22 protein-coding genes and 1 pseudogene are annotated in these 21128 nt (G+C 66.5%); 13 read left to right on the forward strand and 10 right to left on the reverse strand.

Annotated elements, in window-relative coordinates; all coding sequences use genetic code 11:
* Positions 1–859: 859 nt before the first annotated feature.
* From ACGI6K_RS14900 to ACGI6K_RS14925, 6 genes are all read left to right on the forward strand, one after another.
* Entirely contained in the window at positions 860–1084 is a 225-nt protein-coding gene (locus ACGI6K_RS14900; RefSeq protein ID WP_376945275.1) for a hypothetical protein, read from the forward strand.
* Between the two features lie 53 nt (positions 1085–1137).
* Positions 1138–1440 carry a transposase gene (locus tag ACGI6K_RS14905; RefSeq protein WP_377969268.1) on the forward strand — a complete coding sequence of 101 codons (303 nt, stop codon included), beginning with the start codon at positions 1138–1140 and terminating at the stop codon, positions 1438–1440.
* Between the two features lie 113 nt (positions 1441–1553).
* The gene (locus ACGI6K_RS14910; RefSeq protein ID WP_376945265.1) at positions 1554–2891 is read left to right on the forward strand and encodes a TRZ/ATZ family hydrolase; all 1338 of its coding nucleotides are present in this window, start codon (positions 1554–1556) and stop codon (positions 2889–2891) included.
* 102 nt (positions 2892–2993) lie between these two features.
* The gene (ubiG, locus tag ACGI6K_RS14915; protein ID WP_376945267.1) at positions 2994–3692 is read left to right on the forward strand and encodes a bifunctional 2-polyprenyl-6-hydroxyphenol methylase/3-demethylubiquinol 3-O-methyltransferase UbiG; all 699 of its coding nucleotides are present in this window, start codon (positions 2994–2996) and stop codon (positions 3690–3692) included.
* Positions 3693–3699: 7 nt separating this feature from the next.
* Positions 3700–4371, forward strand: coding sequence for an N-acetylmuramic acid 6-phosphate phosphatase MupP (gene mupP / locus ACGI6K_RS14920; RefSeq protein ID WP_376945269.1), 672 nt, complete (start codon positions 3700–3702; stop codon positions 4369–4371).
* A gap of 100 nt (positions 4372–4471) precedes the next feature.
* A complete protein-coding gene (locus ACGI6K_RS14925; protein WP_376945271.1) occupies positions 4472–5230 on the forward strand; it encodes a YciK family oxidoreductase in 759 nt (252 codons plus the stop codon).
* An 18-nt stretch (positions 5231–5248) separates the two neighbouring features.
* Here the strand turns inward: ACGI6K_RS14925 and rluB are convergent, their stop codons facing one another.
* Entirely contained in the window at positions 5249–6397 is a 1149-nt protein-coding gene (gene rluB, locus ACGI6K_RS14930) for a 23S rRNA pseudouridine(2605) synthase RluB (RefSeq protein WP_376945273.1), read from the reverse strand.
* A 680-nt stretch (positions 6398–7077) separates the two neighbouring features.
* Positions 7078–7598: pseudogene (locus tag ACGI6K_RS14935) on the reverse strand (6-phosphogluconolactonase).
* A gap of 316 nt (positions 7599–7914) precedes the next feature.
* Here ACGI6K_RS14935 and ACGI6K_RS14940 point away from each other — a divergent pair.
* Positions 7915–8793, forward strand: coding sequence for a MurR/RpiR family transcriptional regulator (locus ACGI6K_RS14940; protein ID WP_376946005.1), 879 nt, complete (start codon positions 7915–7917; stop codon positions 8791–8793).
* A 16-nt stretch (positions 8794–8809) separates the two neighbouring features.
* Here ACGI6K_RS14940 and ACGI6K_RS14945 read toward each other — a convergent pair whose 3' ends face one another.
* The 6 genes from ACGI6K_RS14945 to ACGI6K_RS14970 form a co-directional block, all read right to left on the reverse strand.
* Positions 8810–9769, reverse strand: a complete 960-nt coding sequence (locus tag ACGI6K_RS14945; RefSeq protein ID WP_376946003.1) for a glucokinase — start codon at positions 9767–9769, stop codon at positions 8810–8812.
* Positions 9766–11592, reverse strand: coding sequence for a phosphogluconate dehydratase (gene edd, locus ACGI6K_RS14950; protein ID WP_376946001.1), 1827 nt, complete (start codon positions 11590–11592; stop codon positions 9766–9768). Before edd ends, ACGI6K_RS14945 begins: the two co-directional genes overlap by 4 nt.
* Positions 11593–11659: 67 nt before the next feature.
* Complete coding sequence (gene scpB / locus ACGI6K_RS14955; protein ID WP_376945999.1) at positions 11660–12415, reverse strand: SMC-Scp complex subunit ScpB; 756 nt, start codon at positions 12413–12415, stop codon at positions 11660–11662.
* The gene (locus tag ACGI6K_RS14960; protein WP_376946007.1) at positions 12412–13218 is read right to left on the reverse strand and encodes a segregation and condensation protein A; all 807 of its coding nucleotides are present in this window, start codon (positions 13216–13218) and stop codon (positions 12412–12414) included. Before ACGI6K_RS14960 ends, scpB begins: the two co-directional genes overlap by 4 nt.
* A gap of 51 nt (positions 13219–13269) precedes the next feature.
* The gene (locus ACGI6K_RS14965; protein ID WP_376945997.1) at positions 13270–13899 is read right to left on the reverse strand and encodes an L-threonylcarbamoyladenylate synthase; all 630 of its coding nucleotides are present in this window, start codon (positions 13897–13899) and stop codon (positions 13270–13272) included.
* 13 nt (positions 13900–13912) lie between these two features.
* Positions 13913–14776 (reverse strand): PHP domain-containing protein, encoded by an 864-nt coding sequence (locus tag ACGI6K_RS14970; protein WP_376945995.1) that lies wholly within the window; start codon positions 14774–14776, stop codon positions 13913–13915.
* A 66-nt stretch (positions 14777–14842) separates the two neighbouring features.
* Between ACGI6K_RS14970 and ACGI6K_RS14975 the strand changes: the two genes are divergently transcribed.
* The 5 genes from ACGI6K_RS14975 (at position 14843) to ACGI6K_RS14995 (ending at position 18459) form a co-directional block, all read left to right on the forward strand.
* Positions 14843–15442, forward strand: a complete 600-nt coding sequence (locus tag ACGI6K_RS14975) for a septation protein A (RefSeq protein WP_376945993.1) — start codon at positions 14843–14845, stop codon at positions 15440–15442.
* 1 nt (position 15443) lies between these two features.
* A complete protein-coding gene (locus ACGI6K_RS14980; protein WP_376945991.1) occupies positions 15444–15743 on the forward strand; it encodes a YciI family protein in 300 nt (99 codons plus the stop codon).
* A gap of 12 nt (positions 15744–15755) precedes the next feature.
* Positions 15756–16433 carry a response regulator transcription factor gene (locus ACGI6K_RS14985; RefSeq protein WP_376945989.1) on the forward strand — a complete coding sequence of 226 codons (678 nt, stop codon included), beginning with the start codon at positions 15756–15758 and terminating at the stop codon, positions 16431–16433.
* A 107-nt stretch (positions 16434–16540) separates the two neighbouring features.
* Complete coding sequence (locus tag ACGI6K_RS14990; protein WP_376945987.1) at positions 16541–16990, forward strand: Spy/CpxP family protein refolding chaperone; 450 nt, start codon at positions 16541–16543, stop codon at positions 16988–16990.
* 128 nt (positions 16991–17118) lie between these two features.
* Positions 17119–18459, forward strand: a complete 1341-nt coding sequence (locus tag ACGI6K_RS14995; protein ID WP_376945984.1) for a sensor histidine kinase — start codon at positions 17119–17121, stop codon at positions 18457–18459.
* 12 nt (positions 18460–18471) lie between these two features.
* On the opposite strand, the gene ACGI6K_RS15000 is transcribed toward ACGI6K_RS14995, so the two are convergent.
* Both ACGI6K_RS15000 and ACGI6K_RS15005 read right to left on the reverse strand, forming a co-directional pair.
* Positions 18472–19032: a nitroreductase family protein gene (locus ACGI6K_RS15000; protein ID WP_376945982.1), complete on the reverse strand. Its 561-nt coding sequence runs from the start codon at positions 19030–19032 to the stop codon at positions 18472–18474.
* Positions 19033–19081: 49 nt separating this feature from the next.
* Entirely contained in the window at positions 19082–19453 is a 372-nt protein-coding gene (locus ACGI6K_RS15005) for a YkgJ family cysteine cluster protein (protein WP_376945980.1), read from the reverse strand.
* A gap of 223 nt (positions 19454–19676) precedes the next feature.
* Here ACGI6K_RS15005 and ACGI6K_RS15010 point away from each other — a divergent pair, with 223 nt between their 5' ends.
* The gene (locus tag ACGI6K_RS15010) at positions 19677–21128 is read left to right on the forward strand and encodes a TrkH family potassium uptake protein (protein ID WP_376945978.1); all 1452 of its coding nucleotides are present in this window, start codon (positions 19677–19679) and stop codon (positions 21126–21128) included.

Below are 21128 nucleotides of genomic sequence, written 5' to 3' on the forward strand. Positions count from 1 at the left end.
GGACACCTCGCAGTTCAGGAACGAAAAGGGGCGGATTATAGCGAGCGGAACGAAAGGGTGCTCAACCAAGGCCTATCGAGGCAGGGCAATCGCATGAAATGTCTTTCCGATACCGGACTGGAAAGATTGTGTGCCTGGTCGTTCCGGCGTGGTCTTCAAATCCGGTGCATCGGCTGCTTGCCGAGGGGCTGGATACTTCCTGTTTCGACCCCCCGGCCGAGTCACTTTCTCTTTGCGCGCGCAAAGAGAAAAGTAACCAAGGAGAAAGCGCGCCCGGTCATTCGGCCCCGGCTACGCCGGGGTTCCCTCGCTCCGGCGCCGCTCCGAGGGTCGTCGCACAAGGGGCATCCATGCCCCTCGTACGACTCTCACCGCCTCTCTGCGGCTCGCTCCTCTACGCGACGCTTGCGCTCGGCCTTCTGAACGGGAGTCGGGCTCCGGGTTGCCTGAAAGCGCTTTCGCTCTTGCGGCACGACCTGTCAGGCCGCGCCGGATGCCCCCTTCAGGAGGCCGAGCGGAATCGTCGTGGAAGGGGTCGAGCGGCAAGGATGCCGCGAGAGCCGCGATGGGCCATGGATGGCCCTTCGCGGCGAGCCCCTGGAGCGGCGATGCAGGGAGGGAACCCGGAGCGAAGCGCAGGGCCGGATGAGGGAGTGGCCTTCTTTTAGGTTACTTTTTCTTGGCCAGGCAAGAAAAAGTGACTCGGCCGGGGGGCGAAACGGAGACTGTCCGGCTACTCGGCAAGCAGCCATGCCAAGGATCACACAATCTTTCCAGTCTGGTATCAGGCGAGCGCTTCGGCACAGGTCGTGCGCCTTACTGTCCCCGCCAGATGATGGGCCTGGTCCTGTATGACGTGATGCAGGGCATCCATTCCCTGCGCGAGCTGAAACGGCTCGCCCAGCTGGATCTGGGATGCATGTGGGTGACAGGTGGCATCACGCCGGACCATGCGAATATCGGTCGTTTCATCACGTTTCACGGGGATCTTCACGCAGGCGTTCTTCGAATCTCTCACGCGTGCCATCCTGAAGGCCAGTGGCTCGGCCAGCACGCGCCTGGCAGGCGATGGCACGGTTATTGAGGCGGCCTACTCACGTTACAACCTGCTCAAGAAAGAGGCGGTGCGTGAACGTGATGCAGCATCGGCAGGCCCGCCGCATCTTCAGCCAGCGCAAGGCGATCGTGGAGCCGGTGTTCAGCAGCCTGCGTTGTCAGCGGGGATTGAATCGGTTTCGGCGGCGAGGGCTGGCAGCGGTCAGTCGAGCGTTTGCGTTGCACGTGATGGCACATAACTTGTCGAGGGCCGTGGCTCTGTCGAAGGAGCGATCTGCGCTTATGCTCGCAGCCTTACGTGCCATGCGAACGCTCACGGCGCATTTGCGCCTACGCTTCTTGCTTGGCGCAAGCGCTTCAGTTTCGATCATCTCGCAGGCCTGATAATGGGTTTTGCGACAGCCTCTGAAGGCCGAGGCTTGCCGCGCACTGGGTCAAAATCTCAACAGCCCCTATACTACTGCGCCCTTCCTGTACCAATCGACAAGGATCCCGCCATGCCTGACGCCACCGCTCCGCTCGATCTCCTGCTCCTGCCAACCTGGCTGGTGCCGGTCGAGCCCGCCGGTGTCGTGCTGCACGATCATGCCCTGGGCATCCGCGACGGCCGCATCGCCCTGCTCGCCCCCCGCGACGCCGCGCTGCGCCATGCCGCCCGAGAAACCCGCGAACTGCCCGGCATGCTCCTCGCCCCTAGCCTGGTGAACGCTCACGGCCACGCCGCGATGACCCTGTTCCGCGGCCTGGCCGATGACCTGCCGCTGATGACCTGGCTGGAAAAGCACATCTGGCCGGCCGAAGCTCGCTGGGTATGCGAGGAATTCGTCCGCGACGGCACCGAACTGGCTATCGCCGAGCAGCTCAAGGGCGGCATCGGCTGCTTTTCCGACATGTACTTCCATCCGGAAATCGCCAGCGCCTCTATCCACCAGAGCGGTATCCGCGCGCAACTGTGCATCCCGGTGCTGGATTTCCCGACTCCCGGCGCCCGCGACGCCGGCGAGGCGCTGCGCAAGGGTGTCGAGCTGCTCGAAGATCTCCGCCATCACCCGCGGATTCACGTCGCCTTCGGCCCCCACGCCCCCTATTCGGTGGGCGACGAAACCCTGGAGAAGATACGGGTGCTCGCCGAGGAACTGGATGCGCTAATCCAAATGCATGTGCACGAAACCTCCCACGAGATCGCCCGTGCCCTGGAACGCGACGGCGTGCGGCCGCTGGCCCGCTTGGCGCGTTGCGGCCTGCTTGGCCCGCGCTTCCAGGCGGTGCACATGACCCAGCTCGACGACCAGGACCTGGCCCTGCTAGTGGAGAGCAACAGCAGCGTGATCCACTGCCCCGAGTCCAATCTCAAGCTGGCCAGCGGCTTCTGCCCGGTGGAGCGTCTCTGGCAGGCCGGCGTGAACGTGGCCATCGGTACCGATGGCGCGGCGAGCAACAACGATCTCGATCTGCTCGGCGAAACCCGCACCGCGGCCCTGCTGGCCAAGGCGGTGGCCGGCTCGGCCACCGCTCTGGACGCCCATCGCGCGCTGCGCATGGCCACCCTGAACGGTGCCCGTGCCTTGGGGCTGGAGACCGAGACCGGTTCCCTGGAGCCCGGCAAAGCTGCCGATATGGTCGCTTTCGACCTCTCCGGATTGGCCCAGCAGCCGGTCTACGACCCGGTCTCGCAACTGATCTACGCCAGCGGCCGGGACTGCGTGCGGCACCTCTGGGTCGGCGGCCGGCAATTGCTGGACAACGGCCAATTGATCCGCTTGGACGAGGAGCGCCTGAAGGACAAGGCTCGCGAATGGAGCCGGCGCATCGGAACCTCGGACAGCGCCCGCTGACCGCTCCGCGACAAATCGACACAGGGTACGGCCTCCACGCCCCCAATAAAGCTGGCACCATGGACCGCGCCGAGTTACCGCCCGACAACCACGGAATCACTGATGAGCAACGTCGACCACGCCGAAATCGCCAAATTCGAAGCCCTGGCTCACCGCTGGTGGGATCGCGAGAGCGAGTTCAAGCCGCTGCACGAGATTAATCCGCTGCGGGTCAACTGGATCGAGGAACACGTGCGCCTAGCCGGTAAGAAGGTGCTTGACGTCGGCTGCGGCGGCGGCATCCTCAGCGAGGCGATGGCTTTGCGCGGCGCTGCGGTGACCGCCATCGACATGGGCGAGGCGCCGCTCGCCGTGGCCCGCCTGCATCAACTGGAGTCCGGCGTCGAGGTCGATTACCGGCAGAGCACGGTCGAAGCGCTGGCGGCGGAAATGCCCGGCCGGTTCGAAGTGGTGACCTGTCTGGAGATGCTCGAACACGTCCCCGACCCGGCCTCGGTGATCCGCGCCTGCCACACCCTGGTCAAGCCCGGCGGCCAGGTGTTCTTCTCCACCATTAACCGCAATCCCAAGGCCTACCTGCTGGCGATCATCGGCGCCGAATACCTGCTCAAGCTATTGCCGCGCGGCACCCACGATTTCAAAAGGTTCATCCGCCCCTCGGAACTGGGCGCCTGGTGCCGCGCCAGCGGTCTGGCGATCGGCGACATCGTCGGCCTGACCTACAACCCGCTGACCCGCCACTACAAGCTGGGCACGGACGTCGACGTCAACTACATGATCCAGACCCTGCGCGAGGAGTGATTCCGTCATGACGCTACGCGCAGTCCTCTTCGACATGGACGGTACCCTGCTCGACACGGCGCCGGACTTCATCGCCATCATCCAGGCCATGCGCGCCGAACGCGGCCTGCCGCCGGCCGACGAGCACGCCATCCGCCAGGTCGTCTCCGGCGGGGCCCGGGCGATGATCGTCGCGGCCTTCGCCGTGGAGCCCTCCAGCGCCGGGTTCGAGGCCCTGCGCCTGGAATTTCTCGATCGCTACCAGGAGCACTGCGCGGTGTTCACCCGCCCCTACGAGGGCATGCAGGAACTGCTGGCCGACCTCGAACGGGCCCGGCTGCAGTGGGGCGTGGTGACTAACAAGCCGCTGCGCTTCGCCGAGCCGATCATGCAGCGCCTAGGGCTGGCCGAGCGCTCGGCCGTGCTGATCTGTCCGGACCACGTGAAGAACAGCAAACCCGACCCGGAGCCCATGGTCCTCGCCTGCAGCCAGCTCGGCTTGGCTCCGGCCAGCGTCCTGTTCGTCGGCGACGACCTGCGCGACATCGAGTCAGGCCGCGCCGCCGGCACCCGCACCGCCGCGGTGCGCTACGGTTACATCCATCCGGACGACAATCCCGGCCACTGGGGGGCCGACGTGGTGGTGGATCATCCGCTCGACCTGCGCCGGGTTCTCGACCAGGCGCTCTGTTCGTGCTGAAACGCCGCTTCGCGGGCCGCACCGAGCGCACGGCAAGGCAATTCGCAGGCTCGCGCCTCGCCGCCCCCTACGAAGCCGCAGTCCTCCACAGGAGATTCCCATGTTCCAATACACCGCCCGTTCCGACCTGCTAAAGGACCGCATCATCCTGGTCACCGGCGCCGGGCGCGGCATCGGCGCGGCCGCCGCCAGGACCTTCGCCGCCCATGGCGCCACCGTGCTTCTGCTGGGCAAGACCGAAGAGCACCTCAACCGGGTTTACGACGAGATCGAGAGCGCCGGGCATCCGCAGCCGGTGGTGATTCCTCTCGACCTGGAGGCCGCCCTGCCGCACCAGTACGACGAGCTGGCGGCGACCATCGAGAACGAGTTCGGCCGCCTCGACGGCCTGCTCCACAACGCATCCATCCTCGGCCCGCGCACGCCGCTGGAGCAGCTTTCCGGGGATCACTTCATGCGGGTCATGCAGGTCAACGTGAACGCCATGTTCATGCTCACCAGCACCCTGCTGCCACTGCTCAAGCGCTCTGAAGACGCCTCGGTGGTGTTCACCTCGAGCAGCGTCGGCCGCAAGGGACGCGCCTACTGGGGTGCCTATGCGGTATCCAAGTTCGCCACCGAGGGCCTGATGCAGGTGCTTGCCGACGAGGTCGACGGCACCTGCGCGGTGCGTGCCAACAGCGTCAACCCCGGCGGTACCCGCACCGACATGCGCGCCCAGGCCTATCCAGGGGAAAACCCGCTGAGCCGCCCGGGAGCGGAGGAAATCATGCCTGTCTACCTGTACCTGATGGGACCGGAAAGCAAGGGGGTCAACGGCCAGGCATTCGACGCCCAGCAGGCGTCGAACATGCCCTGAACCGCCCGCCGGCCTTCTTCAGGGGCGCTTGCGGCCGAATCCCGGACGCTGCCCCTCGCCGGCCGGCGGACTGCGGCGCTTGGCCGGCACCGGCCCGGGCTTGCGCGCCGGACGCTCGCCCGACTCGGCAGACGAGCGCTCCCCGGCCGGCCGTCCCGGACGCTTGCGCACGGATTCGGCGGGGCGCTCGGCGACCGGCGTGCCGCGGCCCCGCGGAGCGCGCTCCTCCTTCGGCCGGCGCGGAGCGCGGCGCTCCTGTGCCTCCGCCCCCTCGTGGGCCGGACGCAACACCCGCTCGCGTGCTCCGCCGCGCCCGACCGGCTTGGCCGACTTGCGCTGCAGGCGCTCCATTTTCTCGCGAAACCTGAGCTTCATCTCCGGCAGCGCCAGCGGCTCCAGTCCCACTTCGCGACTGAGGATGTCCACCTCGTCCTGAGCCATCTCGCGCCAGCGGCCCATGACCAAGTCCGACGTCATGAACACCGGACCGAAGCGCACCCGCTTCAGGCGGCTCACCACCAGCCCCTGGGACTCCCACAGGCGACGTACCTCGCGGTTGCGTCCCTCCATCACCACGCAGTGGAACCAGTGGTTGAGGCCTTCGCCGCCGGGCGCCTCCTGGATGTCGGTGAAGCGCGCCGGGCCGTCTTCCAGCATCACGCCGCGCTTGAGGGTTTCGAGCATCTCCTCGGTGACCTCGCCACGTACGCGCACGGCGTACTCGCGATCCATTTCGTAGGAAGGATGCATCAGGCGGTTGGCCAGTTCGCCGTCAGTGGTGAACAACAGCAGACCGGTGGTATTGATGTCGAGCCGGCCGATGTTGACCCAGCGGCCCTCCTTCAGCCGCGGCAGTCGGTCGAACACGGTCGGCCGGCCCTCCGGGTCGTTGCGGGTACAGATCTCGCCGTCGGGCTTGTTGTAGATCAGCACTCGGCGCACCAGTTCGGCACCCTCCTCGCGCCTGAGCAAGCGGCCGTCGAGGGCGATGGCGTCGTGGCGGCCGACACGCTGGCCGAGCATGGCGACGGTCCCGTTGACCATCACCCGGCCCTCGGCGATCCGCGCCTCGATGTCGCGCCGGGAGCCGAGGCCCATGCGCGCCAGCACCTTCTGCAGCTTCTCGCCTTGAGCGGCAGGCGGGGAATTCTCTTCACGTTCGCTCATCTGGGCACCTCCCGGTGTGTCGGTTCCGCTTGAATGGGGCGCGCATCATACGCGCATCGCCGACAGGGCGCATCCACCCCGCGGGCTCAGTCAGGGCAATCGCATGAAGCGCTCGCCTGATACCAGACTGGAAAGATTGTGTGATCCTTGGCATGGCTGCTTGCCGAGTAGCCGGACAGTCCCCGTTTCGGCCCCCCGGCCGAGTCACTTTTTCTTGCCTGGCCAAGAAAAAGTAACCCAAAAGAAGGCCACCCCCTCATCCGGCCCTGCGCTTCGCTCCGGGTTCCCTCCCTACATCGCCGCTCCAGGGGCTCGCCGCGAAGGGCCATCCATGCCATGGCCCATCGCGGCTCTCGCGGCATCCTTGCCGCTCGACCCCTTCCACGACGATTCCGCTCGGCCTCCTGAAGTACGAAGGGCATGGATGCCCCTTGTGCGACGCCCCTCGGAGCGGCGCCGGAGCGAGGGAACGCCGAATGACCGGGCGCGCTTTCTCTTTGGTTAGTTTCTCTTTGCGCGCGCAAAGAGAAAGTGACTCGGCCGGGGGGCCGAAACAGGAAGTATCCAGCCCCTCGGCAAGCAGCCGATGCACCGGATTTGAAGACCAGGCCGGAACGACCAGGCACACAATCTTTCCAGTCCGGTATCGGAAAGACATTTCATGCGATTGCCCCGCGGGCTCAGTCGAGCAGGGCCACGGCCTCGTGGGTCAGCTCGACGGACGCCCAGTCGCCGCGATCCATAGCTTCGGCGTCGAGCATCCAGGAACCGTCCAGGCACATCACATTAGGCTGCGCCGTGTACTCCCGCAGGTTGCCCGGACGGACGCTGCCGGTGGGGCAAAAACGGATGTCGGGAAAAGGCCCGCGAAAGCCTGCAGCACTGCCACGCCACCGCAGACCTTTGCCGGGAACAGCTTGAAGCGCCGGTAGCCCAGGCCGTGGCCGAGCATCAGGTGGAAGCGCTGCCGGCCCCCGGCAGCAATGGCGTCGGAGTCGGCCGGCTGATAGAGGCCGACGAAACGCGCCTGGACCGCCCGGCCGCGCAGCAAATGGCGCCGTACCAGGCCGGCATTGCTGTCGGGATGTCCAGGCGGTACCCAACGCTCGCCGGCCGGGACGACCGTTAGCCGCTCCCACTCCAGCGGCTGTTCCGCCAGGCATTCGAAGAAGGCGGCCGGACTGCGTCCGCCGGACACCACCAGGGTGGCCCGGCCACGGGCCTCGATAGCCAACTTGTAGGGCCTGCGCTACCCGTTGCGCCATGGCTTTCGCGAGCGTTTCGGCATCGGCCAGTTCATGGAAGGCCAGCTCCGCTGGCCATGCGAAGGAATCGATGGACATGGACAAACTTCCATCTCAGTCGCACGGGTGAGTGCCCAGCGCAGGACATATGTTTTTTACCAGTTTGTAAAAGAAACTCTCCGACTTAGCGGAAAAACTTCCGGATTATGTTGTAATAAAACTACGAGGTCCTGTAAAACAGAAAAAGCCCTTCACACAGGACAGGGAATCCGCATGAGAAATTTCCTTGAACGGATCCAGGGACGTCTCGGCGAGTTGAACCGGGCCGAACGCAAGGTCGCCGAGGTCATTCTGCAGGACCCGCAGCAAGTCATGGGCCTGAGCATCGCCGCCCTGGCGCAGGCGGCCGGCGTCAGCGAGCCGACCGTCAACCGCTTCTGCCGCTCCCTAGATACCAGCGGCTATCCGGCGCTGAAGATCCAGTTGGCGCAGAGCCTGGCCAGCGGCGCCGCCTACGTCAGCCAAGCGGTGGCGGCGAACGACGGTCCCGCCACCTACACGCGCAAGATCTTCGGCAGCACCATCGCCGCCCTCGACAATGCCTGCCAGGGACTCGACCCGCAGAGCGTCGACCGGGCCGTCGACCTGCTGATCCAGGCCCGACAGATCCATTTCTTCGGCCTTGGTGCCTCGGCCTCCGTGGCCCTGGATGCGCAATACAAGTTCTTCCGCTTCAATCTCGCCGTGGCGACGCAGAGCGACGTGCTGATGCAACGCATGCTCGCCTCGGTAGCCCACACCGGCGACCTTTTCGTGATCATTTCCTACACCGGGCGCACCCGCGAACTAGTCGAAGTGGCGTCTGTGGCCCGCAAGAACGGCGCCTCGGTGCTCGGCCTGACCGCCGCCGGCTCGCCGCTGGCCCGTGCCTGCAGCCACAGCCTCGATGTCCCGCCGCAGGAAAACACCGACATCTACATGCCAATGATCTCGCGCATCCTCCAGCTCACCGTGCTCGACGTGCTGGCCGCTGGCGTGACCCTGCGCCGTGGCGCCGACCTCCAGCCGCACTTGCGCAAGATCAAGGAAAGCCTGGCGCAGACCCGCTACCCGACCGACGATGAGGTGACCGACGAAGTAACCGAGGAGTGAGCCCGTCTCAAGCAGGCTAGCGCTTCGCCCAGGCCTCCAGCGCCAACCCGGCGCCCAACAGGCCGGGTTGCTCGGCCACCGCCAGCAATACCGGAATGTCCTGCAGATAGCCGCTCATCACCCCCTTGTCGACGAAGCAGCGGGAAAAGCCGCTATCGCGCAGGAAATCGGCGAAATGCAGCAATATGCCACCGGCCAGATAAACGCCGCCGCGCGCGCCCAGGGTCAGTACATGGTTGCCGGCGACCCGTCCCAGCCAGCAGCAGAACTGCTCCAACACCGCCATCGCGCCGGCCTCGCCGGCCAATGCCGCGGCGCTCACCGCGGCGGCCGAGTCGAGTCGCGGCCGCTGTCCGTCAAGCCTGCAACTGACTCGGTACAGCCGCAGCAGGCCGCCGCCGCAGAGCACGCTCTCCGCGGAAACGTGGCCGAGATCGCGCTGCAGCAACTGCCACAGCGCCACCTCGCGCGAGTTGCCGAGCGGCAGATCGACATGCCCGCCCTCGCCCGGCAGTACCCGCCAGTTTCCCGAGCCATTCGGCAGCAGGGCGCTGACACCAAGCCCGGTGCCCGGCCCCAGCACTAGCCGGGGGCTGCCGACGGCAGCCTGCCCCGACCGAATGGTCAGCCGCTCGTGCTCGGCCAGACGGGTCATGCCGAGGGCCATGGCGGCGAAGTCGTTGATCACCAGCAATTGGCGCAGACCCAGCGCATGGGTGAGCGCCAGGCGGCCGAACCGCCAGTGATTGTTGGTCAGGCTGAACTGATCGCCATGCATGGGACCGGCACAGGCCAGGCAGGCCGTCTCTAGCGCCGCCAGCGGTAATTCCAGCGCGGCGAGGTAGGCGCGGATCGCCTCCTCGGGGCCGGGATAGTCGCCCGTGGCCAGCACTCGCAACGCCTGCGGCCGGCCGTCCCGCCAGAGGGCGAAACGCACGTGGGTTCCGCCGACGTCGGCGATCAGAGCCAGCTTCATTCGAGCGCTCCGAGCCGTTCGGTGAACACGCAGGCGCCCTCTTCCGCCGAACTGAAAGCCGCGCGCATGAAGGCGAACAGCTCGCGGCCGCAGCCGATGCCGGCATCCTCCAGGGCCGCAACATTCTCCCGCGCCGCCCATTCCGCCTCTGGCAGCAGTACCTTCAGTTCGCCTTTTTCACCGTCCACGCGGATCGGATCTCCGTCGCGCAAGCGCGCCAGCGGCCCGCCCTCCTGCGCCTCGGGACAGACATGGATAGCCGCCGGGACCTTACCGGAAGCCCCGGACATGCGTCCGTCGGTGACCAGCGCGACACGGTAGCCACGATCCTGCAGCACCCCCAGGTAAGGCGTGAGCTTGTGTAGTTCGGGCATGCCGTTGGCCTTCGGCCCCTGGAAGCGCACCACTGCTACCAGGTCGCGCTCCAGTTCGCCGGCCTGGAAGGCCGCGGCCAGTTCGGCTTGGCTGGCGAAGACCCGCGCCGGCGCCTCGACCACCCGATGCTCCGGCGCCACCGCAGAAACCTTGATCACGCCGCGCCCCAGATTGCCTTCCAGCACGCGCAGGCCGCCTTCGGCGGAAAACGGCCGGGCCACCGGGCGCAGGATGCTCTCGTCGAGACTCTGCGCCGGGCCCTCGCGCCAGACCAGCCGCTCCTCGTCCAGAAACGGTTCCTGGATGTAGCGGCCCAACCCGCGCCCGAGCACAGTGTTGACGTCCTCGTGCAGCAGCCCGGCGCCGAGCAGTTCGCGGATCAGGAAGGGCGTGCCGCCGGCGGCGTGGAAGCGGTTCACGTCGTCCTGGCCGTTGGGATAGACCCTGGCGATCAGCGGCACCACCTCGGACAGGTCGGCCATGTCTTGCCAGGTCAGGCGGATGCCAGCGGCCAGGGCCATGGCCGGCAGGTGCAGGCTGTGGTTGGTCGAGCCGCCGGTGGCGAGCAGCGCCACCACCGCGTTGATCACCGCCTTCTCGTCGAAGATCTCGCACAGCGGTAGGTAGTCGCCGGCCTGCCGGGTCAGCCGCGTCGCCTGGCGAGCCGCCTCGCGGGTCAGCGCGTCGCGCAGCGGCGTGTACGGGTTGACGAAGGCGGCGCCCGGCAGATGCAGGCCGACTACGTCCATCAGCACCTGATTGGTGTTCGCCGTGCCGTAGAAGGTGCAGGTTCCGGGGCTGTGATAGGACTTCATCTCCGACTCGAGCAGTTCCGCGCGGCTGGCCTTGCCTTCGGCATAGCGCTGGCGGGTCTCCGCCTTTTCCTTATTGGGGATGCCCGAAGGCATCGGCCCGCCCGGGACGAAGACGAACGGCAGGTGGCCGAAACGCAGCGCTCCTATCACCAGGCCGGGGACGATCTTGTCGCAGATCCCCAGGCACAGCGCCGCGTCGAACATGTTGTGGGACAACGCCACCGCGGTGGCCATGGCGATCACATCGCGGCTGGCCAGGCTCAGTTCCATGCCCGCCTCGCCCTGGGTGACGCCGTCGCACATCGCCGGCACCCCGCCGGCGAACTGGCCGATCGCGCCGATCTCCTGCAGCGCGGCCTTAAGGATCGGCGGAAAGTGCTGGTAGGGCTGGTGCGCCGAGAGCATGTCGTTGTAGGCCGAGACGATTGCCACGTCGACTTCGCCAGGCAGACGCAGGCGCTGCTTGTCGGACTCGGCGCAACCGGCCACGCCATGGGCGAAGTTGGCGCAAGGCAGCCGCGCACGCGACGGCCCCTCGGCAGCGGCGCGGCGCATCTGCTCGAGATAGCGCTCGCGAGTAGCGCGGCTGCGCTCGGTCAGCCGCCGGGTGACTTCGAGAACTCGGGGATGCATCGCGGGCTCACTCTTATTGGCAGGTCACCCTTCATTTAGGCTCAGCGTCGGGAAATGGACAAGCCGCTCATTCCGCCTGGGAATCGTCCGCCACCTGCTGCATGCCGCCTTCGGCCTTGGCGTCCGCCTCCGGCAGGTCGTCGAAGTCGGTCTTGAGGCCCTGCTCCATGGCGTCCAATTCGGCCAGCAGGGTGCGGAAGCTGGTCCGCTCGGCCGGTTCGGCGGTTTCGCCGGCCAATGGCGGGCCGACCGGCGGCTCCTCGCTGGCCGCACCGGCCGGCCCCGGCTCCAGGCTACGCAGCACGGCCAGAGGCGGCAGCTCGTCGAGACTCTTCAGGTTGAAATGGTCGAGAAAGGCGCGGGTGGTGGCGAATAGCGCCGGCCAGCCGGGTACCTCGCGGTAGCCGACCACCCGGACCCACTCGCGCTCCTGCAGGGTCCTGATGATGTTGCTGCTCACCGCCACGCCGCGCACCGCCTCGATCTCGCCGCGGCTGATCGGCTGGCGGTAGGCGATTAGCGCCAGGGTTTCCAGCAGGGCCCGCGAGTAACGCTGCGGCCGCTCCTCCCAGAGCTGCCCGACCCAGGGCGCGAAGCGCTCGCGCACCTGTAGGCGATAGCCGGAGGCCACTTCCTTCAGTTCGAAGGCGCGCCCCTGGCAGGAACGCGCGAGAATCGCCAGGGCGTCGCGCAGGCGGGCCGGTTCGGGCCGCTCGCCCTCCTCGAACAGCTCGCCGAGGCGCTCCAGCGACAGCGGCCGGCCGGCGGCGAGCAGCCAGGCCTCAAGCAGTACGGCCAGTTCGGCCGGATCGTTCAGGTTCATTCCGTTTCTCCCGCGGACTCGTCGCCGCGCAGGCGCACATGAATGGGCGCGAAGGGCTCGGTCTGTACCAGCTCGACCAGCGACTCCTTGATCAGTTCGAGCACCGCCATGAAGGTCACCACCACACCTAGACGCCCCTCCCCGACCTGGAACAGTTGCACGAAAGGCACGAAGCTACCGCCCCGCAGGCGTTCGAGCACTTCGCTCATGCGCTCGCGGGTAGACAACGCCTCACGGGTGACCTGGTGGCTTTCGAACAGCTCGGCGCGGCGCAGCACCTCGGCCATGGCCAGCAGCAGCTCGTCCAGGCCGACCGTCGGCAGCCGGCGGCGACTCTGCGCCTGCGGCGCTTCCAGCAGCGTCGGGTGCAGTTCGCGACCGATCCGGGGCAGATCGTCGAGCTCCTCGGCGGCTCGCTTGTAGCGCTCGTACTCCTGCAGGCGGCGGATCAGTTCGGCGCGCGGGTCCTCCTCTTCCTCCTCGGCAGCCACCGAACGCGGCAGCAGCATGTGCGACTTGATCTCGGCGAGCATGGCGGCCATCACCAGGTATTCGGCGGCCAGCTCCAGGCGCGCGGCCTTCATCAGCTCGACGTAGCCCATGTACTGGCGGGTTATCTCGGCCACCGGGATGTCGAGGATATCGATGTTTTGTTTGCGGATCAGGTAAAGCAACAGATCGAGCGGCCCCTCGAAGGCTTCGAGAAACACCTCCAAGGCATCCGGCGGAATGTACAGGTCCTGCGGCAGCTCGGTCAGCGCCTGCCCATAGACCAGCGCGAAGGGGGTGCCGGCGTCCGGCATGGCGGCGGCATCGTCCGGCGCGACGCCGGCCGGTACTGGCCGGCGCAAAACTCAGGCTTCGCCGGCGAAGGGTGCCGGATCGCCGCAGCCGACGCGCAGCACTTCGGGCTCGCCCTCGAGCAGGCTGACCACGGTGGAGGCCTCCAGCGTACCGGCGCCACCGTCGACGATCAGGTCGACTTGGCGTTCGAGGCGCTGGCGCATCTCCTCCGGGTCGCTCAGCGGCAGCGTCTCGCCGGGCAGGATCAGGCTGGCGCTCATCAGCGGCTCGCCGAGCTCTGCCAGCAGAGCCTGGGCGATGGGGTTGGCCGGAATGCGCAGGCCGATGGTACGCCGCTTGGGGTGCAGCATGATTCGCGGCACTTCGCGGCTGGCGTGGAGAATGAAGGTGTAGGGACCCGGCGTCCAGGTCTTGAGCAGGCGGAAAGCGCCGGTATCGACCCGGGCGAACAGGCTCAGCTGCGAAAGATCGCTGCACACCAGGGTGAAGTTGTGCCGGTCGTCCAGTTGCCGCAGGCGGCGGATACGCTCCAGACCGGCCTTGTTGCCGAGCTGGCAACCGAGCGCATAGGAGGCATCGGTGGGATAGACGATCACCCCGCCGCCGCGGACGATTTCCACTGCCTGGCGAACCAGGCGCAGTTGCGGGTTTTCCGGATGGATTTGGAAGTACTGACTCACATGAATTCCCTGTTCAGAGGACGGCGCAGTGACGGACATGGGGGAAACGCATCCAGAGCGGTGGCAAATCGTCCGGCGGCGGGCGGTATAGGCCCAGTTCGGACCAGGTGTCGGGGGCATGGAAATCGCTGCCGGCGCTGGCCAGCAGACCGAATTCGCGGACCAGGATGGCCAGGCCGCCGACCTGCTCGGCCGGTTGCAGGCCGTTGCTGACCTCCAGCGCGTGACCGCCGGCGCGGATGAAGTCGACGACCAGGCGCCGCCGCTTGCTGCGGGTGAAATCGTAGTGCCAGGGATGCGCCAAGCTGACCCAGGCACCGGCTGCGCGCAGGGTGACGATCGCCTGCTCGAGGCTCGGCCAGTACTGCTTGATATCGCCCAGCTTGCCCGCGCCCAGCCATTTCTGGAAGGCTTGTGCGTGGTCCCGGACATGCCCGGCGCGCACCAGGAACTCGGCGAAGTGCGGACGCGCCGGAGCATTGCCGCTGTCGCCCAGTTCGCGCTGCACCGCCCGGGCGCCCTCCAGGGCTCCGTCCATACCCTTGCCAGCCAGCCGCCGGGCGATCTCCGCGGCCCGCTGCCAGCGGCCCTGCTGCAACTCGGCCAGTGCCTGGCGCAGCGCCGGCGCCTCGCGGGAAAAGGCATAGCCGAGTACGTGCACGGTGGTCCCGCCCCACAGTGCGGACAGCTCGATACCGTTAATCAGCTCGATGTCTAGCCCGGTGCTGGCGGCCTGTGCCTCGGGAAGCCCGTCCAGGGTATCGTGGTCGGTTAGCGCCAGCAGCCGAACGCCGCGCCCATGGGCACGGCGAACCACCTCGGCGGGACTCAATGCCCCATCGGAAGCGGTGCTGTGGCAATGCAAATCCACCTTCATGACGCTGGCTTTCGCGGCTGTCGAGGTTTGTTATTATGCCGCCACATCCCGCTTCTGGCTGCCACAGTGAAACAATTCATCGATTTCATTCCGCTGATTCTCTTTTTCATCGTCTACAAGCTGGAGCCCCGGATCGTCGAACTGGCCGGCCACAGCTTCACCTTCGGCGGCATCTTCAGTGCCACCGCGGTCTTGATCCTCGCCTCGCTGCTGGTTTATGGCGCCCTGTTTTTGATCCAGCGGCGGCTGGAAAAAGGCCAGTGGATCACCCTCCTCGCCTGCCTGGTGTTCGGCGGCATGACCCTGACCTTTCAGAGCGAGACCTTCCTCAAGTGGAAAGCGCCGGTGGTCAACTGGCTGTTCGCCGTGGGCTTCGCCGCCAGCCACTTCATCGGCGACCGCCCGCTGATCCAGCGCATTCTGGGGCATGCGGTCAGCCTGCCGGCGCCGCTATGGACGCGCCTGAATCTCGCCTGGGTGGCGTTCTTCATCTTCAGCGGTTGCGCCAACCTGTTCGTCGCCTTCACCTTCCATGAGTTCTGGGTCGACTTCAAAGTGTTCGGCAGCCTGGGCATGACCATCCTGTTCCTGGTCGGCCAAGGGGTCTTCCTTGCCCGCCACATGCATGAACACAGCAGCGAATCCGCAGCCAAATCCAAGGATTGACATGCTCTACGCCATCATCGCCACCGACGTGGCAAATTCCCTGGACAAGCGCCTGGGCGCTCGTCCCGCCCACCTTGCCCGTCTGCAGCAACTGAAGCAGGAAGGTCGCCTAATGCTGGCCGGCCCGCATCCCGCCGTGGACAGCTCCGATCCCGGTTCCGCCGGCTTCAGCGGCAGCCTGGTGGTCGCCGAGTTCGAATCCCTGGAAGCCGCCCGCGCCTGGGCCGATGCCGATCCCTATTGCGCCGCCGGCGTGTATGCCGAGGTCAGGGTCAAACCCTTTAACAAGGTCCTGCCCTGACCACGCCCCACCATGAGCGAACTACTGCTGATCGACGACGACTGCGAGCTGTGCGAACTGCTGGGCAGTTGGCTGACCCAGGAAGGCTTCCAGATGCGCGCCTGCCATGATGGCCAGGCCGCTCGCGGCGCCCTCGCCGAAAAGACTCCGGACGTCGTGGTGCTGGATGTGATGCTGCCCGACGGTTCAGGCCTGGAACTGCTCAAGCAGTTGCGCGGCAACTTCCCGGATCTGCCGGTGCTGATGCTCTCCGCCCGAGGCGAGCCGCTCGACCGCATCCTCGGCCTGGAGCTCGGCGCGGACGACTATCTGGCCAAACCCTGCGACCCGCGCGAGCTGACCGCCCGCCTGCGCGCCGTGCTGCGCCGCAGCCAGCCGCCGGCGGCCTCCAGCCAATTGGAACTGGGCGATCTATGCTTTAGCACGGTGCGCGGAGTGGTCGACATCGCAGGGCACGAGGTCGCTCTCACCGCCTCCGAGAGCCGCCTGCTCGAAGCCCTGCTGCGCCAGCCCGGCAAGCCGGTGGACAAGCAGACCCTGGCGCAACTGGCCCTCGGCCGCAAACTGACCCTCTACGACCGCAGCCTGGACATGCACGTCAGCAACCTGCGCAAGAAGCTCGGTCCTCACCCCGACGGCAGCCCGCGCATCCTCGCCCTGCGCAGCAGGGGCTACTACTACAGCGCCTGAAGGTAACTTTACCCAGCCTTTACCCTCGCCTGACCTCACCTGACCGTGCTTTCCCTAGACTGAAGTCGTCCGGCAAACAAGCCGATTTCGCACCAAGGAGACATATCATGCGCAAGACCCTTTCCATGCTACTGCTCGCCGCCGCCCTGCCCGCCGCCGCGCTCGCCGCCGAACCGGGCCATCCGCCCTGTGCCATGGAGCCCGGCTATCACCAGCATAAAGGCCCGGAAGGCATGCAGGGGATGATGGGCCCCGCGCATGGACTCAAGCTGACCGACGAACAACGCAAGGCCATGTTCGAAGCCCGCAAGGAGGCCAGCAAGGAGAATCGCGAAATCACTCAGCGCTACCTGGACAAGCTGTCCGAGGCCGACAAAGAGGCAATGCAGAAAGAATTGCAGGCGAGCCGCGAGAAAGCTGACAAGGCTTTCCGCGACCAACTGACCCCGGAACAGCAGAAAGCCTTCGACGAGCGCAAGGCCGAGCAGGAGAAGCGCCGCGCCGAGTGGGAAGAGTTCCGCAAGTGGAAGGCCGAGAAGGAAGTCAAGCCGCAATAAGTCCACCCAGCCGGGTCGCTTTCCGGCGACCCGGCTTTTCCGTCCAGAGGCCTACTCGGTTGACTGGTTGACCCGAATCGCCGCAACCGGTCGATCGAAGGGCCAGACACATCGGCACCGGATTCCCTATGCGCTCACTCTTCTGGCGAGTCCTGGCAGCGTTCTGGCTGGCCTTGGTGCTGGTCGCCGGGCTGTCCATCCTGCTCGGCCGGGCATTGAACAACGATGCCTTGATCATCGCCCGCCACCCCGGCATGCAGGACCTCGCCGCCCGCTGGACGGAGCGCTACGAGGCCCAGGGCGCACTGGCCGCGCAATTTTTGCTGGACGAAAACCGCCGGCAGTACCGCGTTTCCGTCCAGGTGCTGGACGACGCCGGCCGCCACCTGTCCAGCCGCGACCCTATTGTCCGCCGCGATCGGTCGCCGCCACCGCCCGACTCCGACAACCGCCCCAATCTGCCACGCTTTCCTTGGCGCCAGTTGAGCCAGGAGTACACCAGCCCGAAAACCGGGCAGAGCTACTTTTTCATCTACCGGATTGCCCATGGGGAACTGCAGGACTGGCGCCAAGACAGCCTGCTCTGGCCGCTCAGCGCCCTGTTCATCGCTCTGGTGGTGCTGACCCTGTTCAGCCTACTGCTGACCGCCTCCATCACCCGCCCGCTGAACCGCCTGCGCCGCGCCGTACACGATCTCGGCCAGACCAGCTATCAACAGAACAGCCTGGCGCGACTGGCCGACCGGCACGACGAACTGGGCGTGCTGGCACGCGACTTCAACCGCATGGGCGCACGTCTGCAGGGCCTGATCGGCAGCCAGCGCCAGTTGCTGCGCGACGTCTCCCACGAGCTGCGCTCGCCGCTGGCGCGACTGCGCATCGCCCTGGCCCTGGCCGAGCGCGCCGATGCGCAGGAGCGTGCCCACCTGTGGCCACGCCTGACCCAGGAATGCGACCGCCTAGAGGCATTGATCGGCGAGATCCTCGCCCTCGCGCGCCTCGACGCGGATCCCGGCGCGGCTCACCCGATCGATCTGAGCGAACTGGTCGCGCGCCTGCGCAACGACTACGCACTCAGCACTCCGGACCGGGAAATCCGCAGCGAACTGGCCCCGGGACTCGAACTGTCTGGCTGGCCGGACATGCTCGAACGGGCGCTGGACAACCTGCTGCGCAATGCCCTGCGTTTCAGCCCGGCGGGCCAGCCGGTGGAAATCCACGCCAAACGCCAAGGCGAACACCTGCTGCTCAGCGTGCGCGATCACGGCCCGGGCGTGGCGGAGGAGCACCTGGCCCGCTTGGACGAGCCCTTCTACCGCGCGCCCGGACAGAGCGCGGCCGGCCACGGGCTGGGGCTGGCCATCGCCCGGCGCGCCGCGGAACGCCACAACGGCCGGCTGATTTTCGCCAATCACCCGGACGGCGGCTTCGTCGCCACCCTCGATCTGCCGCTGACCACGCCCCGCTGATCCCTCTTGCCTTCAGCCTAGCCAGGCGTCGACGAACTCGACCGTATCCAACCGGTGCGGCACCCGTGGCTCACCCTCTGGGGTTCCCAAATAGAGAAAACCGACGATCCGCTCATTGCCGGCCAGGCCCAGGCCGGCTGCCACCAGCGGATCGTAAGCCACATCGCCGGTCCGCCACATGGCGCCGAGCCCCTGGGCATGGGCGGCCAGCAGCAAGGCATGGGCGGCACAGCCGGCGCTCAACACCTGCTCGATCTCCGGCACCCTGGGATGCGCCTTCGGGCTGGCGATCACCACCACCAGCAACGGTGCCCGCAGCGGCGCACTGCGAGCTTTTTGCAGAACCGCCTCGTGGACATCCGGCTGGTTGTCGGCAATGGCGCGGGCGAACAGCTCGCCGAGACGTACCCGGGCCTCGCCCTCCACGCTCAGAAAGCGCCAGGGCCGCAATTGCGCATGGTCCGGCACGCGCAAGGCGGCAGCGAACAGGCGCTCGCGCTGCTCGGCACTCGGCGCCGGATCACGCAGGCGAGCGACGGAAACGCGATTGAGCAGGGCATCGAGAGCCTCCATGAGCACCTCCTTGGACTGTGCGGGGAAAAGTCTACGCCGGGCTCCCCCTTCAGGCCACCCGCTGCGGGGCCAGATCCGGCTGCAACGGCGGCGTCAACGGTGGCAGGCCATGGGCGGCGCGGGCCTTGTCGCAGCAGGGATTGGCTTGGCCGTTGCTCCAGGAGGCCTCGAACTCCCGGCAGGTACTGGAACGCTGTCCATAGAGGGTACAGCGTACCGAGCCGCCGACCTCGCCGAGCAGCCCGGCGCAACGCACCGGCCTGCTCTCGGTACCACGCATCGCCACCAGATGCGGCCCCACCGGTAGCACCAGATCGTCGGGAACAGGTCCGCCGGCGCAATGGCACTCGCCCCAATAGAAGGACACACGAAAGTGTGCGCAGCAGGCGCCGCACGTCAAACAAGGATTCTGATCGGACATGATTGGGAAACGACAAGAAACCGGCACGGGCCGGCACCCAGGCTGCGCGAAGGAACGGCAAGAAAGCCGCAGGACGCCCTCCGCCCGCCTGCCCCAAAAAAGCATCGCTATTCTATTCGCCGGCATGCGCTTGTGAAGAGGGCCAGCAGCCGGACGAGCGGTTTACAGGGCGACCGACGCGGGTAGAATGGCCCGCCTTGAACACTCAGCTCAGGCTCTTTCCATGGCTCTGCCGACCCTGCGCATCATCGGTTTCATTCTCGGCCTCTTCCTGATCACACTCGCCACCGGCATGGTTCTGCCGATGCTGACCCTGGTGATCTACGAGCATACCCACGAGATCGAATCCTTCGTCTGGGCGAGCATGATCACCCTCGGCGCCGGGGTCGCCCTGATCCTCCCCGGCCGTCCCGAACAGGTGCATCTGCGGCCACGCGACATGTACCTGCTGACCACCACCAGTTGGCTGGTGGTCTGCGTCTTCGCCGCCCTGCCGCTGAACCTGCTGCAGAACATCAGTTACACCGACGCCTTCTTCGAAACCATGTCCGGCATCACCACCACCGGCTCGACCGTGCTGTCCGGGCTGGACAGCGCCTCGCCCGGCGTGCTGATGTGGCGCTCCATGCTGCACTGGCTGGGCGGCATCGGCTTCATCGCCATGGCGGTGGCGATCCTGCCACTGCTGCGCGTCGGCGGCATGCGCCTGTTCCAGACCGAATCCTCGGACTGGTCGGAAAAGGTGATGCCGCGCTCGCACATGGTGGCCAAGTACATCGTCGGCATCTACGTCGGCTTTACCGTGATCGGCATCCTGGCCTTCCATCTGGCCGGGATGAACTGGTTCGACGCCATCAATCATGCGATGTCGACCATTTCCACCGGCGGCTTTTCCACCTCGGACGCCTCGATGGGCAAGTTCAGCCCGGCCGCACATTGGATAGCCATCGTCTTCATGCTGCTCGGCAGCCTACCTTTCACCCTCTACGTATCCACCCTGCGCGGCAACCACCAGGCCCTGTTCCGCGACCATCAGGTGCGCGGCTTCCTGCTGATGCTAATCCTCACCAGCCTGCTGTTCGGCCTCTGGTACTGGCAACACTCCGACCACTCGCTCGTCGACGCCCTGCGCGTCGTCACCCTAAATGTGGTGTCGGTGGTCAGCACCACCGGCTTCGCCCTCGGCGACTACACGCAGTGGGGCGGGTTCGCGACCATGCTGTTCTTCTACCTGACCTTCGTCGGCGGCTGCTCGGGCTCGACCACCGGCGGCCTGAAAATCTTCCGCTTCCAGGTCGCCTATGTGCTGCTCAAGTCCAACATGCGCCAGTTGATCCACCCCCGGGCAGTGCTCAAGCAACAGTACAACGGCCACAACCTCGACGAGGAAATCGTCCGCTCGATCCTCACCTTCTCGTTCTTCTTCACCATCACCATCGGCGCCATCGCCCTGGGCCTCAGCTTCATCGGGCTCGACCTGATCACCGCCCTGACCGGCGCGGCCACCGCGGTGTGCAACGTGGGTCCCGGCCTCGGCCCCACCATCGGCCCGACCGGCAACTTCGCCAGCCTGCCGGATTCCGCTAAGTGGCTGCTGTCGATCGGCATGCTGCTCGGCCGCCTGGAGATCATCACCGTGCTGGTGCTGGTGACGCCGAGCTTCTGGAAGCACTGA

It is taken from the genome of Azorhizophilus paspali, from assembly GCF_043587585.2.
Classification (GTDB): Bacteria; Pseudomonadota; Gammaproteobacteria; order Pseudomonadales; family Pseudomonadaceae; genus Azotobacter; species Azotobacter paspali.

Coding starts and splice junctions, on each gene's coding strand:
- ACGI6K_RS14900 (WP_376945275.1), top strand. CDS start 860: ATGCAGGGCATCCATTCCCTGCGCGAGCTGAAACGGCTCGCCCAGCTG.
- ACGI6K_RS14905 (WP_377969268.1), top strand. CDS start 1,138: ATGCAGCATCGGCAGGCCCGCCGCATCTTCAGCCAGCGCAAGGCGATC.
- ACGI6K_RS14910 (WP_376945265.1), top strand. CDS start 1,554: ATGCCTGACGCCACCGCTCCGCTCGATCTCCTGCTCCTGCCAACCTGG.
- ubiG (WP_376945267.1), top strand. CDS start 2,994: ATGAGCAACGTCGACCACGCCGAAATCGCCAAATTCGAAGCCCTGGCT.
- mupP (WP_376945269.1), top strand. CDS start 3,700: ATGACGCTACGCGCAGTCCTCTTCGACATGGACGGTACCCTGCTCGAC.
- ACGI6K_RS14925 (WP_376945271.1), top strand. CDS start 4,472: ATGTTCCAATACACCGCCCGTTCCGACCTGCTAAAGGACCGCATCATC.
- rluB (WP_376945273.1), bottom strand. CDS start 6,397: ATGAGCGAACGTGAAGAGAATTCCCCGCCTGCCGCTCAAGGCGAGAAG.
- ACGI6K_RS14940 (WP_376946005.1), top strand. CDS start 7,915: ATGAGAAATTTCCTTGAACGGATCCAGGGACGTCTCGGCGAGTTGAAC.
- ACGI6K_RS14945 (WP_376946003.1), bottom strand. CDS start 9,769: ATGAAGCTGGCTCTGATCGCCGACGTCGGCGGAACCCACGTGCGTTTC.
- edd (WP_376946001.1), bottom strand. CDS start 11,592: ATGCATCCCCGAGTTCTCGAAGTCACCCGGCGGCTGACCGAGCGCAGC.
- scpB (WP_376945999.1), bottom strand. CDS start 12,415: ATGAACCTGAACGATCCGGCCGAACTGGCCGTACTGCTTGAGGCCTGG.
- ACGI6K_RS14960 (WP_376946007.1), bottom strand. CDS start 13,218: ATGCCGGACGCCGGCACCCCCTTCGCGCTGGTCTATGGGCAGGCGCTG.
- ACGI6K_RS14970 (WP_376945995.1), bottom strand. CDS start 14,776: ATGAAGGTGGATTTGCATTGCCACAGCACCGCTTCCGATGGGGCATTG.
- ACGI6K_RS14980 (WP_376945991.1), top strand. CDS start 15,444: ATGCTCTACGCCATCATCGCCACCGACGTGGCAAATTCCCTGGACAAG.
- ACGI6K_RS14985 (WP_376945989.1), top strand. CDS start 15,756: ATGAGCGAACTACTGCTGATCGACGACGACTGCGAGCTGTGCGAACTG.
- ACGI6K_RS14990 (WP_376945987.1), top strand. CDS start 16,541: ATGCGCAAGACCCTTTCCATGCTACTGCTCGCCGCCGCCCTGCCCGCC.
- ACGI6K_RS14995 (WP_376945984.1), top strand. CDS start 17,119: ATGCGCTCACTCTTCTGGCGAGTCCTGGCAGCGTTCTGGCTGGCCTTG.
- ACGI6K_RS15000 (WP_376945982.1), bottom strand. CDS start 19,032: ATGGAGGCTCTCGATGCCCTGCTCAATCGCGTTTCCGTCGCTCGCCTG.
- ACGI6K_RS15005 (WP_376945980.1), bottom strand. CDS start 19,453: ATGTCCGATCAGAATCCTTGTTTGACGTGCGGCGCCTGCTGCGCACAC.
- ACGI6K_RS15010 (WP_376945978.1), top strand. CDS start 19,677: ATGGCTCTGCCGACCCTGCGCATCATCGGTTTCATTCTCGGCCTCTTC.